This is a genomic window from Bradyrhizobium tropiciagri, from assembly GCF_018130505.1.
In the GTDB taxonomy this organism is placed as follows: Bacteria; Pseudomonadota; Alphaproteobacteria; order Rhizobiales; family Xanthobacteraceae; genus Bradyrhizobium; species Bradyrhizobium tropiciagri_B.
Genome location: NZ_JAFCKH010000001.1, coordinates 689781 through 702529, shown reverse-complemented (window position 1 = coordinate 702529; position 12749 = coordinate 689781). Strand labels below are relative to the sequence as shown.

Annotated in this window: 13 protein-coding genes; 2 read left to right on the top strand and 11 right to left on the bottom strand. The window is 65.5% G+C overall.

Translation table 11 applies throughout. The features are described 5' to 3' along the window. Positions 1-85 precede the first annotated feature (85 nt). The 9 genes from JQ633_RS03185 to JQ633_RS03145 form a co-directional block, all read right to left on the bottom strand. A complete protein-coding gene (locus tag JQ633_RS03185; RefSeq protein ID WP_211982266.1) occupies positions 86-1024 on the bottom strand; it encodes a polyphosphate kinase 2 family protein in 939 nt (312 codons plus the stop codon). Beyond that, on the bottom strand, positions 990-2000 hold the full coding sequence (locus JQ633_RS03180; RefSeq protein WP_211982264.1) for a branched-chain amino acid ABC transporter permease: 1011 nt from the start codon (positions 1998-2000) through the stop codon (positions 990-992). Before JQ633_RS03180 ends, JQ633_RS03185 begins: the two co-directional genes overlap by 35 nt. Continuing rightward, positions 1997-2878: a branched-chain amino acid ABC transporter permease gene (locus JQ633_RS03175; RefSeq protein ID WP_211982777.1), complete on the bottom strand. Its 882-nt coding sequence runs from the start codon at positions 2876-2878 to the stop codon at positions 1997-1999. Before JQ633_RS03175 ends, JQ633_RS03180 begins: the two co-directional genes overlap by 4 nt. Before the next feature lie 197 nt (positions 2879-3075). Next, positions 3076-3780 (bottom strand): ABC transporter ATP-binding protein, encoded by a 705-nt coding sequence (locus tag JQ633_RS03170; RefSeq protein WP_211982262.1) that lies wholly within the window; start codon positions 3778-3780, stop codon positions 3076-3078. Between the two features lie 3 nt (positions 3781-3783). Next, positions 3784-4557, bottom strand: a complete 774-nt coding sequence (locus JQ633_RS03165) for an ABC transporter ATP-binding protein (RefSeq protein ID WP_211982260.1) — start codon at positions 4555-4557, stop codon at positions 3784-3786. 23 nt (positions 4558-4580) lie between these two features. Further along, positions 4581-5891, bottom strand: coding sequence for an ABC transporter substrate-binding protein (locus JQ633_RS03160; RefSeq protein WP_211982258.1), 1311 nt, complete (start codon positions 5889-5891; stop codon positions 4581-4583). A gap of 179 nt (positions 5892-6070) precedes the next feature. After that, positions 6071-6511, bottom strand: coding sequence for a VOC family protein (locus JQ633_RS03155; protein WP_211982256.1), 441 nt, complete (start codon positions 6509-6511; stop codon positions 6071-6073). Positions 6512-6650: 139 nt separating this feature from the next. Next, positions 6651-7352, bottom strand: a complete 702-nt coding sequence (locus JQ633_RS03150) for an NUDIX hydrolase (RefSeq protein ID WP_211982253.1) — start codon at positions 7350-7352, stop codon at positions 6651-6653. Positions 7353-7399: 47 nt separating this feature from the next. Beyond that, positions 7400-8422 (bottom strand): ABC transporter substrate-binding protein, encoded by a 1023-nt coding sequence (locus JQ633_RS03145; RefSeq protein WP_211982252.1) that lies wholly within the window; start codon positions 8420-8422, stop codon positions 7400-7402. Positions 8423-8558: 136 nt separating this feature from the next. Between JQ633_RS03145 and JQ633_RS03140 the strand changes: the two genes are divergently transcribed. Further along, positions 8559-9008 carry a cupin domain-containing protein gene (locus JQ633_RS03140; RefSeq protein WP_211982244.1) on the top strand — a complete coding sequence of 150 codons (450 nt, stop codon included), beginning with the start codon at positions 8559-8561 and terminating at the stop codon, positions 9006-9008. A 395-nt stretch (positions 9009-9403) separates the two neighbouring features. Here JQ633_RS03140 and JQ633_RS03135 read toward each other — a convergent pair whose 3' ends face one another. Beyond that, on the bottom strand, positions 9404-10297 hold the full coding sequence (locus tag JQ633_RS03135; protein ID WP_211982242.1) for an SDR family oxidoreductase: 894 nt from the start codon (positions 10295-10297) through the stop codon (positions 9404-9406). A 90-nt stretch (positions 10298-10387) separates the two neighbouring features. On the opposite strand from JQ633_RS03135, the gene JQ633_RS03130 reads away from it, so the two are divergent. After that, positions 10388-11227 (top strand): helix-turn-helix transcriptional regulator, encoded by an 840-nt coding sequence (locus tag JQ633_RS03130; protein ID WP_211982240.1) that lies wholly within the window; start codon positions 10388-10390, stop codon positions 11225-11227. Between the two features lie 98 nt (positions 11228-11325). Here JQ633_RS03130 and JQ633_RS03125 read toward each other — a convergent pair whose 3' ends face one another. Continuing rightward, positions 11326-12564, bottom strand: coding sequence for an MFS transporter (locus tag JQ633_RS03125; RefSeq protein ID WP_211982238.1), 1239 nt, complete (start codon positions 12562-12564; stop codon positions 11326-11328). Between the last annotated feature and the right edge of the window lie 185 nt (positions 12565-12749).

Genomic DNA, 12749 nt, shown 5'->3' with positions numbered 1-12749 from the left:
TGAACGCCCGCAGCCGCCGGCTACTTTGCATGGGGTTGTTTTCCGTGTTTTGGCGGCGGGCCCCCTGCGATGCGAGAGACAGGCGCTACTTCTTCACCGCCTTCTTCTCCGCCCCGCCCTTCCCTTCGGCCAGCAGCGCGTCGCGGACACGCTTGAACTCGCTGAGTTCGGCTTTGTCGACTTCGGGGAATTTCAGATCGAGCTTGTCGAGCGCGTTGACGATGGTTGAGCCGATCACGACGCGGGCGAACCATTTGTGGTCGGCGGGGACGATGTGCCAGGGCGCCTCTTTGGTCGAGGTGTGGTGGATCATGTCCTGATAGGCGGCCTGGTACTTCGCCCACAGCGCGCGCTCGCTGACGTCGGCCATCGAGAACTTCCAGTTCTTGGCCGGCTCCTCGAGCCGGTCGAGGAAGCGCTGGCGCTGCTCCTCCTTGGAGACGTGCAGGAAGAACTTCAGGATCACGGTGCCGTTGCGCGCGAGATAGCGCTCGATCGCGGAGATGTCCTCGAAGCGCTCGCGCCAGATGTCCTCCGTCACCAGTTGCTTGGGGATCTTCTGCTTCTCCAGCACCTCGGGATGCACGCGCACGACGAGGCATTCCTCGTAATAGGAGCGGTTGAAGATGCCAATGCGGCCGCGCTCCGGCAGCGCGACCATCGCGCGCCACATGAAGTCGTGGTCGAGTTCGCGGCTCGACGGCTGCTTGAACGAGGAGACCTCGCAGCCCTGCGGGTTGACGCCCTCGAACACGCTCTTGATCGCACTGTCCTTGCCGGCGGCGTCCATGCCCTGGAAGATCAGGAGCAGCGACCAGCGATCCTGGGCGTAGAGCTTCTCCTGGAACTCGTTGAGGCGCTTGCGGTTGGCCTCGATGATCTTGCCGCCGGCATCCTTGTCGATGCCGCCCTTCTCGGCGGTCGCGAACGACTTCAGGTGGAATTCGCCGGAACCGTCGAATCGGAACGGCGCGACGAAGGGCTTCAGTTCATCGGCGAGCGATGGGGACGGCTTGTTGCTCATGACCTCTCGGCGGCTTGCGTGGCGATCTGACCAGGTCGATCAGGCTACCAAGAATGCCCTTGGGCAGGAAGATGATGAACAGCACCAGCAGCACGCCATAGACGAGATTGTCCCAGCCGACCGCCTTGGTGCCGAAACCGATGCGCAGTACCTCGGCGAGCAGGATGGTGATGACGGCACCGACCGTCGGGCCGAGTGCGACATAGACCCCGCCGACGATCGCCGCGAACACCATCTGCAGCGAGACGGCGATGCCGCTGACGGTGTCCGGCGAGATGAACATCTGGTACTGGCAGTACAGCGCGCCGGCCAGCGCCGTCATCAGCGCCGAGATCATGGTGATCTTGAGCTTCTCGGCGGTGACGTTGACGCCGGCCGCCGCGGCGGCGTCCTCATCCTCCGAGATCGCCTCCATGGCGTGGCGGCTCATGCTGCGGTCGATGGCGCGCCAGACCACGAGGCCGACCACCCAGACCGCCAGCGCGATCAGGTACCAGGTGGTCTTGTCGTCGAATTGCAGCGCGATGAGGCCCTTGCCGCTCGGCGCGCGCTGCGGCGTGTAGCCGAGCGAGCCGCCGGTGTAGTCGCGCGTCGCGGTGATCACCTGAAGCACGATGCCGGACAGCGCCAGCGTCACCAGCACGAAATAGTGGCCGGTGATGCGGAAGCGGAAGCAGGGATAGGCGACGATCAGCGCCAGCACGCCGGCCGTCGCCATGCTGACGGGGATGCCGATCCAGGGCGTGATACCGAGGTGATTCCACAAGAGCGCGGTGACATAGGCGCCGATGCCCATGAAGCCGCCATGGCCGAGCGACACCAGGCCGAAGCGGCCCATGATCGACCACGAGGTGTAGGCGAACGACCAGATCAGGATCAGCACCAGGATGTGCAGGTGATAGGGATCGCGATGCACGAACGGCACCGCGACGAGCACGATCAGCGCGATGATCCAGCCTGCCAGCTGCCTGTTCACGAGCGCCTCGCCAAAAGGCCCGCGGGCCGGATGAACATCATGACGATGAAGAAGGCGAACGCCAGCACGTAGCCCCATTCAAGGTCGGAGAACAGGCCGCCGAGCGAGATGATCTCGGCGAACACGAAGGCGGCGATGAAGCCGCCGATGAAATTACCGAGCCCGCCGAGCACGCAGATCAGGAAGGTGATCGGCCCGAACGACAGGCCGACGAACGGATGCACGTCGTATTGCAGCACGAGCAGGCACGCGGCGAGGCCGGCGAGCCCGCCGCCGATCGCCGAGGTGACGAGGTAGATGCGCTTGGCGTCGACGCCCATCAGCGGCATGATCTGGCGGTCCTGCGCGATGGCGCGGATCGCGGTGCCGGTGAAGGTGCGGGTCAGGAACAGATAGACCCCGATCATGCCGAGCAGCGCCGCCACGAACGACAGCAGCCGCGCGTAGGAGAAATTCATCTCGCCGAGCGCCAGCACCGGCAGGCGGATGCCGAGATTGCGGAAGTCGATGCCGAAGGCGACGGTGGCGAAGCTCTGCAGGATGAACAGCACGCCGCCGGTGGCGAGCAGCTGGTTGATCGGCGGCGCGGTGAGCAGCGGCGCGATGACGAGGTAGTGCAGCGCGGCGCCGAGCAGCGCCACCAGCAGGATGACCAGCGGCGCGGCGGCCCAATACGGCAGATGATAGACCTGCACGAGGTAGTACATGCCATACATGCCGATCATCACCAGTTCGGCGTAGCAGATCCAGGTGACGTCGATCACACCGAAAATCAGGTTGAGCCCGAGCGCCAGCAGCGCCAGCACGCCGCCGAGCAGGATGCCGTTGATCACGGCTTCCAGCAGGTAGATGTCGAAGATGTCGAGGAAGTGTTGCATGGCCATGCTGTCCTAGACCGTGACATCGTCAACAAGCTGCATTCGCATCCCCGTCATCCTGAGGAGCCGCGAAGCGGCGTCTCGAAGGATGCACGGCCCGGCCGGTGGCCGTCGATCCTTCGAGACGCGGCTGGCGCCGCTCCTCAGGATGACGGGACAATGATTTGGCACGCCTGTACGACCTGCTGTCATCACGCTCACACCCCCAGATACGCCTGCTTGATGGTGTCGCTGGCGGCGAGTTCCTGCGCGGTGCCGGCGGCGCGGATGCTGCCGGCTTCCAGCAAGTATGCGCGGTCGACCACGCGCAGCACCTGCTGCACGTTCTGCTCGACGATCAGCACGGTCAGGCCGCTGGCGCGGATGCGCTTCACCAGCTCGAACACCTGCTGCACCACGACCGGCGCGAGGCCCGCCGATGGCTCGTCGAGCAGCAGCAGTTTGGGATTCGACATCAGCGCGCGGCCGATCGCGCACATCTGCTGCTCGCCGCCCGACATGGTGCCGGCCATCTGGTTGCGGCGCTCCTTCATGCGCGGGAACAGATCGAAGACGAAGTCGAGCCGCTCGGCATAATTGGCCCGCGCGCCCGGCATGTAGGCGCCCATCTTCAGATTGTCCGCGACCGTGAGCCGCGGAAACAGCCGGCGATTCTCCGGCACATGGGCGATGCCGAGGCTGACGATGCGGTGCGCGGGCGTTGCCGCGACGTCGGTGCCTTCCATCGCGATGCGGCCCTTCAGCGGGCGGATCAGCCCGGAGATCACGCGCATCAGGGTGGTCTTGCCGGCGCCGTTCGGGCCGATCACGCCGACCGCTTCGCCCGCCTTGACGTCGAGTGAGACGTCGAACAGCGCCTGGAAGCTGCCGTAGCCCGCGTCGATCGATTTCAGGTCCAGCATGCGTCACGCCCCGATCCGGCGGCGCGCCTGCGCCGCCGCGGCGGCCGCGAGCGAGGCGTCCGCATCGGTGCCGAGATAGACCTCGATGACGCGGCGGTCGCCGGCGACGTCCGCAGGCAGGCCTTCGGCGATCTTCTCGCCGTGATCGAGCACCATCACGCGATCGACCACCCGCATCAAGACGCCCATGATGTGCTCGACCCAAATGATGGTGATGCCGAGTTCGTCGCGGATCCGGCGCAGCATGTCGGCGGCTTGGTCCATCTCGGCCTCGTCGAGCCCGCCGAGGCTCTCATCGGCGAGCAGGAGTTTCGGTCCCGTCGCGAGCGCCTTGGCCAGTTCGAGCTTCTTTAGGCCCGCGGCGCCGAGACCCTCGACGCTGGCGTGGCGGTCGGTCGGCAGGCCGACCATCGCCAGCGCGTGCTCGGCCGCCTCCTCCGCCTTGGCACGGCTGTGGCGGCCCTGGCCGTAGAAACCGGCGAGCGAGACGTTGTCGAAGATGCTGAGGCGATGGAACGGCCGCGGGATCTGGAAGGTGCGGCCGATGCCGCCGTTGATGATCCGGTGCGGCGCGAGCCCTGCAATCTCGTGCCCGTCGAACAGGATCGATCCCGACGTCGGCGGCAGCGTGCCCGAGAGCATGTTGAAGATCGTGCTCTTGCCCGAGCCGTTCGGACCGATCAGGCCGAGGATCTCGCCCTTCTCGACGCGGAACGAGACGTTGTTGACGGCGCGAAAGCCGCCAAACCGCTTCACCAGGCCTTCGACTGCGAGCACGGCAGTCCCTTCCGAAATGCTGGTTACTTGTAGCTGTAGGTGGTGCCGGCCGGCAGCGGCAGCACGGACTCGCGCTGCATCTGGCTCTTCGGCCACACCACGTAGGATTTGTCGTCGATATATTGCAGCACCACCGGGAACGAGCGCGAATTCTGTCCGGCGAACTGCTCACCCTCGCCGTAGAACTTCACGCCGAAGCCGAGCATGGTGCCGCCTTCCGGAATGTCGGTGTCGAGCGCGGCCTTGCGCAGCGCATCGGGATCGACGCCGCCGTATTTCTTGATCGCGCGCGGCAGCACGTCGTCCATGAACACGAAGGCATTGGAAGCGCCGATGCCGACATGGGCGGAGCGGATCGGCACACCGGGCTTGATCTTGTCGAACTCCTCGCCGACCATCTTGATGACCGCCGGAAGCTTCTTGTCCATGCTGGTCTGGTTGGCGAGCCAGATCGAGATCGGGTCGGTATTGAAGAGATAGCTGGCGTCTGCGCCGAGCCCTTCCTTCAGCTTGTCGTAGACGCCATAGCCGGCGCCGTGGCCGACGATGGCGCCGAATTTCAGCCCCTGCTCGCGGGCCTGGCGGAAGAACAGGGTGATGTCCGGATTGTAGCCGGTGTGGAAGATCACGTCGGGCCGGGCGCGCTTCAGCTTGGTCACCAGCGCCGACAAATCCGGCGCGGTTGCCGAATAACCCTCCTTCATGACGATGTTGAAGCCGGCCTTCTTGGCGCCGGCCTCGTTGCCCTTGGACACATCGACGCCATAGGCGCCGTCCTCGTGGATGATCGCGACCCGCAGGTCCTTCGGCTCCTTGCCGAACTTGGATTGCGCCTGGTTGGCGATGAAATCCATCGTCATCAGGCCGAACTGGTCGCCGCTTGCCTGCGGGCGGAACACGTATTTGTAGTTCTTGCTGTCGAACACCGACGAGGAGATGCAGGTGGTCATCCACATGAACTTCTTCAGCTGCTCGACGCGGGCTGCCACCGGCACGCACTGCGCCGAGGAGAAGAAGCCCATCACCATGTCGACTTTTTCCTGCTCGAGCAGGCGCACCGATTCGTTGATGGCGATGTCGGGCTTGCTCTGGGCATCGGCATAGACCGCCTCGACCTTGTAGCCCTCGACGCCGGTCTTGGCGTAGTGGTCGAGCATGATCTTGACGCCGGTATAGTTCAGCTCCGAACCGCCGCCGGCGAGTGGGCCGGTGAGATCGAAGATCACGCCGATCTTGATCTTCTTGTCCTGCGCATGCGCGGTCACCGTGACGCCCAACGCTGCAACCGCGACGGACAGACCCGCAAGCCAGCGAGCAGCCTTCATGACCGGCATGAATCCCTCCCCAGAGATTGTGCACTGCATTTATTATGGTTGTCGTGCTGCCCTATCACAGGGGCAGCGACCGAGGATGTCAAGCGCCATGGCTGCGTCCGCACGGCGCAGGCCTGATCAAAGCTTCAGCAAATGGTTGCAGGCGTACGTCGCTCGCAAGCGGACCTACCTGGAAGGTGTTAGTCGTCCCGCTGCACCAATTCGAAGGTGATGCCCTCGGGTCCCTCGAACAGCCGGAGCTTCCGGCTGATGTAGTCCATCTCGTCGCTCAGCATGGTCACACCGTTGGCCACGAGATGCGCGGTCGCCGCCTCGATGTCGTCGACGCGAAACGCGAGGTGATTGAAGCCCAGCCTTCGCAGATTGGTCGGGTGCGCACCCGGATCGGTCCCCGGCGGCGAGTCGAACTGGAGCAGCTGGATTTCGAAATGAGAATCGCCGCCTTCGAGCACGAGGGTGATGTGCTGCGCTTTCATGCTTGGCATGCCCATGTAGCGGGCGGGAACGCCACCGTCGATGATCGCGACGTGATCCTTCCTGAAGCCGAGAAGTGCGAAGAACTCGATCGCTCGGCCAGCGTCCGCCACTGCGATCGTCACATGATCCGGACTGAGTATCATCCTGTCGCTCCCTGTCATGAACGCCGAGTGCCGCGCGCCTCTCGCGCTCGCGAGGTTACCAGCCCGCGTCGTCGACCGGTAGACAGATTGACCTGCGACGAAATCTGCTTCGGGCCAAAGCCGTCAGTGACGGCCAATCCTACGCGCCAAGCTGCGTTTCGATGAATGCGGTGACGAACCGCGGCATCGCGGCGGTCAGATCGGCGCGGCTGCGCACCAGGTGCATCGCGGCGAGCTCCGGCTCCTGCTGCTGCGCGAGGTTGGCCTCGATCCGCGCGCACAGCGCCTCGCCCGGCATGTCGACGCGCAGGATCCGCATCATCGCGAGCGCGGGTCCGGTGTAGATGCAGTGCCAGTCCGCGTCCGCGCGGCAATCCGCCGGGGACAGGCCGGTCTCCTCGGCGAGTTCGCGCAGCACGCTGCCGGCGATATCGACAGTGTCGCCGCTGATGTCGTCGAGATCGGGCGTGCCCGACGGAAAATAGATGCGGCCGGGATTGGCGGTGTGCTCGCCCATTTCGCCGAGCACGAAGGCGCCGTCGCTGGCGAGCAAAGCGCCCATGCCGAAGCCGTTGAAGATCTCCGGATCGGGAAAGCCCCAGTCGCGCCAGGCGAGGAAGCTCGCGAAATCGGTCTCGAAATAGTTGGCGCTGAGCCGCCCGGTGGAAAACACCGGGTCGCGGCCGAGCAGCACCCGGCCGTTCCACAGGCTCGGCTTGGCGCGCTGCTGCTCGGCGAAATGCGCATCGATCTCGGCACGCCGTTCATCCGCGAACGGCCACGGCCGCCGCTGCAATGTCAGGTCGAGCGAAGTGACGCGCTGAATGACCGGAGCCTGCATGCCAATCACCGCGTCAAACCCTCAATGTGAGCATTCCGAAACGATGCTTACTTGCTCATCCCGGTCGTCTTGACCTGATCGACATATTTGTTGGTGTAGGTCTTGGTGACGTCGATCCCGGCCTTCGCCACCTCCGGCGAGCCCGTGCTGAACACCGCGAGCACGGCCTCGGCGCCCTTCGGGTCCATCTTGCCGGTCTGCGAATACATCGGGATCGTGTTCTTCAGCGCGGCAAGGTACTGCGCCTTGTCCTTGCCGACGATCTCGTCCGGCATCTTGGCCATGATCTCCTCGGCCGAATGCGAATGGATCCAGTTGAGCGTCGCCATGATGGCGTTGGTCAGGCCCTGCACTTCCTTCTCGTGCTTGTTGACCCATGCCGTGGTCGAGTAGAGCGCGCCGCCGGGATATTCGCCGCCGAACACCTCGAGCGTGTCGTGCTGGGTGCGGGTGTCGCTGAGGATCTTGAGGTCCTTGTGATTGCCCTGCAGCACGGTAACGGCGGGATCGAGCATCACGGCGGCGTCGATCTGGCCCTGCTCCATCGCGGCGACTGCGGTGGCCCCCAGGCCGACGCCGATCACCGCGGTGTTCATCGGATCGAGACCGTTCTTCTTCAAGAGAAACTTCAGGAAGAAATCGGTCGAGGAGCCCGGCGCGCTGACGCCGACCTTCTTGCCGGCGAGATCCTTGACCGAGTTGATCTCACCGGTGTGCTTCGGCGAGACCACCAGTACCAGGCCGGGATAGCGGTCATACACCACGAAGGACTGCAGCTCCTGCTTCTTGGCGGCGAGGTTGACGCAATGGTCGAAATAGCCGGAGACGACATCGGCGCTGCCGCCGAGCACGGCCTTCAGTGCATCCGAGCCGCCCTTGAGGTCGACCAGCTCGACCGCGAGCCCGGCCTTGTCGTATTCGCCGAGCTGCTTGGCCAGCACCGTCGGCAGATAGCACAGGCAGGCGCCGCCGCCGACCGCGATGGTGATCTTGCTTTGCGCTGCGGCAAGGCCCGTGCTGACCACGAGCGCCAGCATTGCGCCTGCCAGCCTGCCAAACATCGTCCTCATGGCGTCCTCCACACGAAATTCGGCGGCAACATAATGCAGTGCGGCAGGCTTGAGAAGGCGACTTTCCGGTAGCTGGTCAAGCCCGCGGCGGCGACATAGCATCCGCCTCACAAAAAACACTCAGGGGAGGTTTCTCATGAATCGTATCGCCACGACGCTATCGATCGTTGCGGCCTTCGCCGCCGGCTGCGCCGTCACCCACGTCCTGCGGCCGGCGTTCGCCGCCGAGAACATCACCGCGCAGGTCATCCACACCGGCGAGATGGAGGGTGACAAGCTCGGCGACGCCAACAAGGTCGGCTTCCGCTCCAAGATGTTCGTGTCGGCCGACGGCGCCACCGTCTCGATCCAGGACGGCAACGTGCCGAAGCACCTGCATCCGAACACCAACGAGCTGCAGTACATCCTGGAAGGCACCGGCACGATCTGGCTCGGCGACAAGGAAGTGACGGTGAAGCCGGGCGACCTCGTCGTGATCCCGAAGGGCACGCCGCATGGCGGCTCCAAGCCGAACGGCCGCGCGCTGAAAGCGATCGCGATCAAGACGCCGCCGCAGGCGCCGGACGATACCAAGCTGCTGGATTGATACGCGCTCGCGGGGTGGGTTAGCTGCAGACGTAAACCCACCTGCCGCGATGGAGGAAAATCGCCGGGGCTACGCGGTGTCTATCATCGGGCCGCGTTGCGCGGACCGTTGGCTAACCCACCCCACGATTCCGCGAGGAGCCAGCGCGCTGTGCCCACCACCGGTTGCCGTGCAACAGATGGTGGGCAGGCCGCGCTTTCCCCACCGAACCACCCCAAGGTCCCCACTTCGCGATCTCTCTCACGACGACCCCAGCTCAGGGGCTGACAGAGCTGGGGTCTTGCTGCGTGAGTCGCTGACCACATGCGGGTGTGGAGCAGCGTGATGCGAGCCTGCGCGATGTCGCGGGTTCCGGCATTAACATGGTTTAGAGCGCCGCCGGTCTGTGCAGAACTCTATTGCGCAAAGTAAGCGGGGTGATCGAGGTCGGCGATCAGCCCCGGCCGCTCGGGCTGCCAGCCGAGCCGCGCGCGGGTGCGTGCGCTCGAGGTCGGCACGTCGAAGCCCGCGAACCTTGCGAACCAGCCGAAATGCGCGGCCGCTTCCTCCGGCGATTTCGACACCAGCGGAATGTCGAGCCGTCGCGCGATCACCTCCGCAATCGCCTTGAACGGCACGCCTTCATCGGCCACGGCATGGAACGGCCCGCCCTCCACGCCACGCTCGAGCGCGAGACGATAGACCCGCGCTGCGTCGAGCCGATGCACGCCGGGCCAACGATTTTGCCCGTCCCCGATATAGGCGGAGGCGCCCGTCTCGCGCGCGATCGCGACGAGGCGCGGCACGAAGCCGTGGTCGCCATGGCCATGCACCGAGGGCGGCAGCCGCACCACGGCGGCGCGCACGCCGCGCGCAGCCACGGCAGTCGTCGTCGCCTCCGACGCACGCGGATAGGCGTCGGAGACCGGGATCGGCGGATCCTGTTCGGTCGCGAGGCGGCCCTGCGCCACGCGGGCGACACCCGACGTCGTGATCAGCGGACGCGTCGAGCCTTCAAGCACCGCGCCGAGCGTCTCGATGGCTCGGCGGTCATCGGCGCAGTTCTGCGCGAACTTCGAGAAGTCGTGGTTGAAGGCACAATGGATCACCGCGTCCGACTGCGCCGCGCCGCTCCTGAGGCTGTCGAGGTCCTCGAGCGTTCCGTGATGAACCTCGGCGCCGGCCTCGGCCAGCGCGGCCGCGCCGTTGTCCGAGCGGGTCATGCCGAGCACCTGATGGCCGGCGGCGATCAATTCCTTGGTGACGGCCGAGCCGACCCAGCCGGTGGCTCCAGTGACGAACACGCGCATGCAATGTCTCCAGTTTCGCTGGCGACAAATCTCGCGGCTCGCGCTATTCTGGTAAAGTAGTGACGTTATCATGGTATAATCACTAACAGGATGAGCGAGCACCTCGCACAGGACAATCTGCTCGGCACCTACCTGAAGGACCGCCGCAGCCGGCTCGATCCGGCGGCGTTCGGCTTTGCGGCGGAGCGGCGGCGAACGCCGGGGCTGCGCCGCGAGGAAGTGGCGCAGCGGGCCAATATCAGCCCGACCTGGTACACCTGGCTGGAACAGGGCCGCGGCGGCGCGCCGTCGGCCGATGTGCTCGACCGCATCGCACGGGCGCTGATGCTGACCGACGTCGAGCGCGAGCACCTGTTCCTGCTCGGCCTCGGCCGCGCGCCCGAGGTACGCTACCAGCGCAGCGAAGGCGTCACGCCGCGGCTACAGCGCGTGCTCGATGCGCTATCGCCAAGCCCCGCCGTGATCAGGAGCGCGACATGGGACGTCGTAGCCTGGAACAGGGCGGCGAGCGTCATGCTGACGGATTACGGCGCGCTGCCGCCGCACCAGCGCAACATCCTGCGTTTCATCTTCCTCGATCCGCGCGTCCGCGCCGCGCAATATGATTGGGAGAGCGTGGCGCGCTTCGTCGTCGGCGCGTTCAGGGTCGATGCGGCCCGCGCCGGCGCCGCCACGGCAGTGCAGCCGTTCGTCGACGAGCTCTGCCGGCTCAGTCCGGAATTCGCGGCGATGTGGCGCGACAACGACGTCCGCAGCCATGGCGAGGGCGTCAAGCACCTGCGGCATCCGATCCTCGGCCCGATCGCGTTCGAATATTCGGCGTTCGCGGTCGATGGCCGGCCCGATCTGAGCATGGTGGTGTACAATCCGATCGAGCCGGAGGTCGCGGACAAGATCCGCGAGCTGATGGAGAAAGCGCCGGCTCTCTAGCCTTGCACCAAGCGCGTAGGGTAGGCAAAGGCGCAAAGCGCCGTGCCCACCATCCACGACGTGCTCGCGATGGTGGTCACGCTGACGCTTTGCCCACCCTACGAGGGCGCAGGTCGCTGTTGTGACCGCACCCGTATTCCGGCCACGATCACGGCCGCTACGACTTCAAGACCGATCGACAGTACGAGCGCGGTGCCATAGCCGCCGCTCCAGCCGCGCACGAGGCCGATCAAGACCGGACCTAGCGCGCCGAGCGTGCCGCTGATCGCGGTGAACAGCCCCATGACGACGGTGAAGCTCGCGGCGTCGAATTCGCGATGAATGATCAGCGGCGGCAGCGTGATCAGGTTGCCGACGGAAAAGCCGAACAGTGCGCTGGCCGCCAACACCAGCCGAACGTCGTCGGTCTGCGAGATCGTCGCGAGCGCCACGGCCTGGCTGAACAGCGAAGCCGCCGCCGCCAGCCGCGGGTCGAGCCGATCGGCGACCACGCCGAGCGATAGCCGCCCGACGATCGCCATCGCCGTCATCACGCTGACTGCAACGCCGGCGCGCACCGGACCGACCTTCGGCTCCAGCATCGCGATCTGATGCACGATGAAGCCGACCTGGGCCATGACGCCGAGCGCAAACGGAATTGCGATCGTCCAGAACGCAAGCTGCCGCACCGCCTGCCCGCGCGTGATGCTGCCGGTCGCGGCGCTCTCGCTTGGCTTGGAGGGATCGCGCATGCTCATGCTCGCTGCGGAGGATGCCGGCGGCGGGCCGACCCAGGCAAGGGTGACGGGCACGAGAACGGCCAGCATGACCGCGGCTGCGGTCAGCATCGCCGCCTGAAATCCGACATGCGTGACCAGCAGCACCAGCAGCGGCGTCACGATGACGCCGCCGGAGCTCGCCCCGAGGAATGCGAGGCTGATCGCGAGGCCGCGACGCTTCTCGAACCAGGCGCCCACCAGCGCCGAGATCACGACCGTGCCCATGCCGACCCATCCGAGCGACATCAGCGCGAACGCCACGTAGAGCATCCAGGGCGCCGACGCGATTGCGAGCAGCGCCATCGACCCGGCAAGACTCGCGATGCCGGCAAGCGCGAGCCGTTTCAGGCCGAGCCGCGCCACGATCTCGTCGGTGAAGATGACGATGACATTACCGATCAGGAGCGAGAGCGTGCTGGCGCCCGAGATCAGCGAGGCCGGCCAGCCGTTCAGGCGTTGCAGTTCGACCAGGTAGACGCCCTGGCCGTACAGGGCGAAGCCGAAGATAGAGAGCGCCAGCAGGAAACAAGCGAACACGACGCGCCAGCCGGCATAGCGCGGTGACGTCTCGTCCTGCATCTGCGACCCCACCCCAAGCCGGTCCCTGCCCGGCTCCGCCTACATGCACGCACCACGCGTGCAAGACGAGTCACGAATCATGGATCGACTGTTACACGGGCGGCATTTGCTCTCTAGCGGAGCACCAAGTGCTGTAGGGTGGACAAAGGCGCACAGCGCCAATGCCCACCATCCACGACGCGCTC

Bases quoted from the DNA above. Each gene is read 5' to 3' on its own strand.
- JQ633_RS03155 (WP_211982256.1), bottom strand. From the start codon at position 6,511: ATGATACTCAGTCCGGATCATGTGACGATCGCAGTGGCGGACGCTGGC.
- JQ633_RS03140 (WP_211982244.1), top strand. From the start codon at position 8,559: ATGAATCGTATCGCCACGACGCTATCGATCGTTGCGGCCTTCGCCGCC.
- JQ633_RS03185 (WP_211982266.1), bottom strand. From the start codon at position 1,024: ATGAGCAACAAGCCGTCCCCATCGCTCGCCGATGAACTGAAGCCCTTC.
- JQ633_RS03150 (WP_211982253.1), bottom strand. From the start codon at position 7,352: ATGCAGGCTCCGGTCATTCAGCGCGTCACTTCGCTCGACCTGACATTG.
- JQ633_RS03160 (WP_211982258.1), bottom strand. From the start codon at position 5,891: ATGCCGGTCATGAAGGCTGCTCGCTGGCTTGCGGGTCTGTCCGTCGCG.
- JQ633_RS03170 (WP_211982262.1), bottom strand. From the start codon at position 3,780: ATGCTGGACCTGAAATCGATCGACGCGGGCTACGGCAGCTTCCAGGCG.
- JQ633_RS03175 (WP_211982777.1), bottom strand. From the start codon at position 2,878: ATGCAACACTTCCTCGACATCTTCGACATCTACCTGCTGGAAGCCGTG.
- JQ633_RS03135 (WP_211982242.1), bottom strand. From the start codon at position 10,297: ATGCGCGTGTTCGTCACTGGAGCCACCGGCTGGGTCGGCTCGGCCGTC.
- JQ633_RS03125 (WP_211982238.1), bottom strand. From the start codon at position 12,564: ATGCAGGACGAGACGTCACCGCGCTATGCCGGCTGGCGCGTCGTGTTC.
- JQ633_RS03145 (WP_211982252.1), bottom strand. From the start codon at position 8,422: ATGAGGACGATGTTTGGCAGGCTGGCAGGCGCAATGCTGGCGCTCGTG.
- JQ633_RS03130 (WP_211982240.1), top strand. From the start codon at position 10,388: ATGAGCGAGCACCTCGCACAGGACAATCTGCTCGGCACCTACCTGAAG.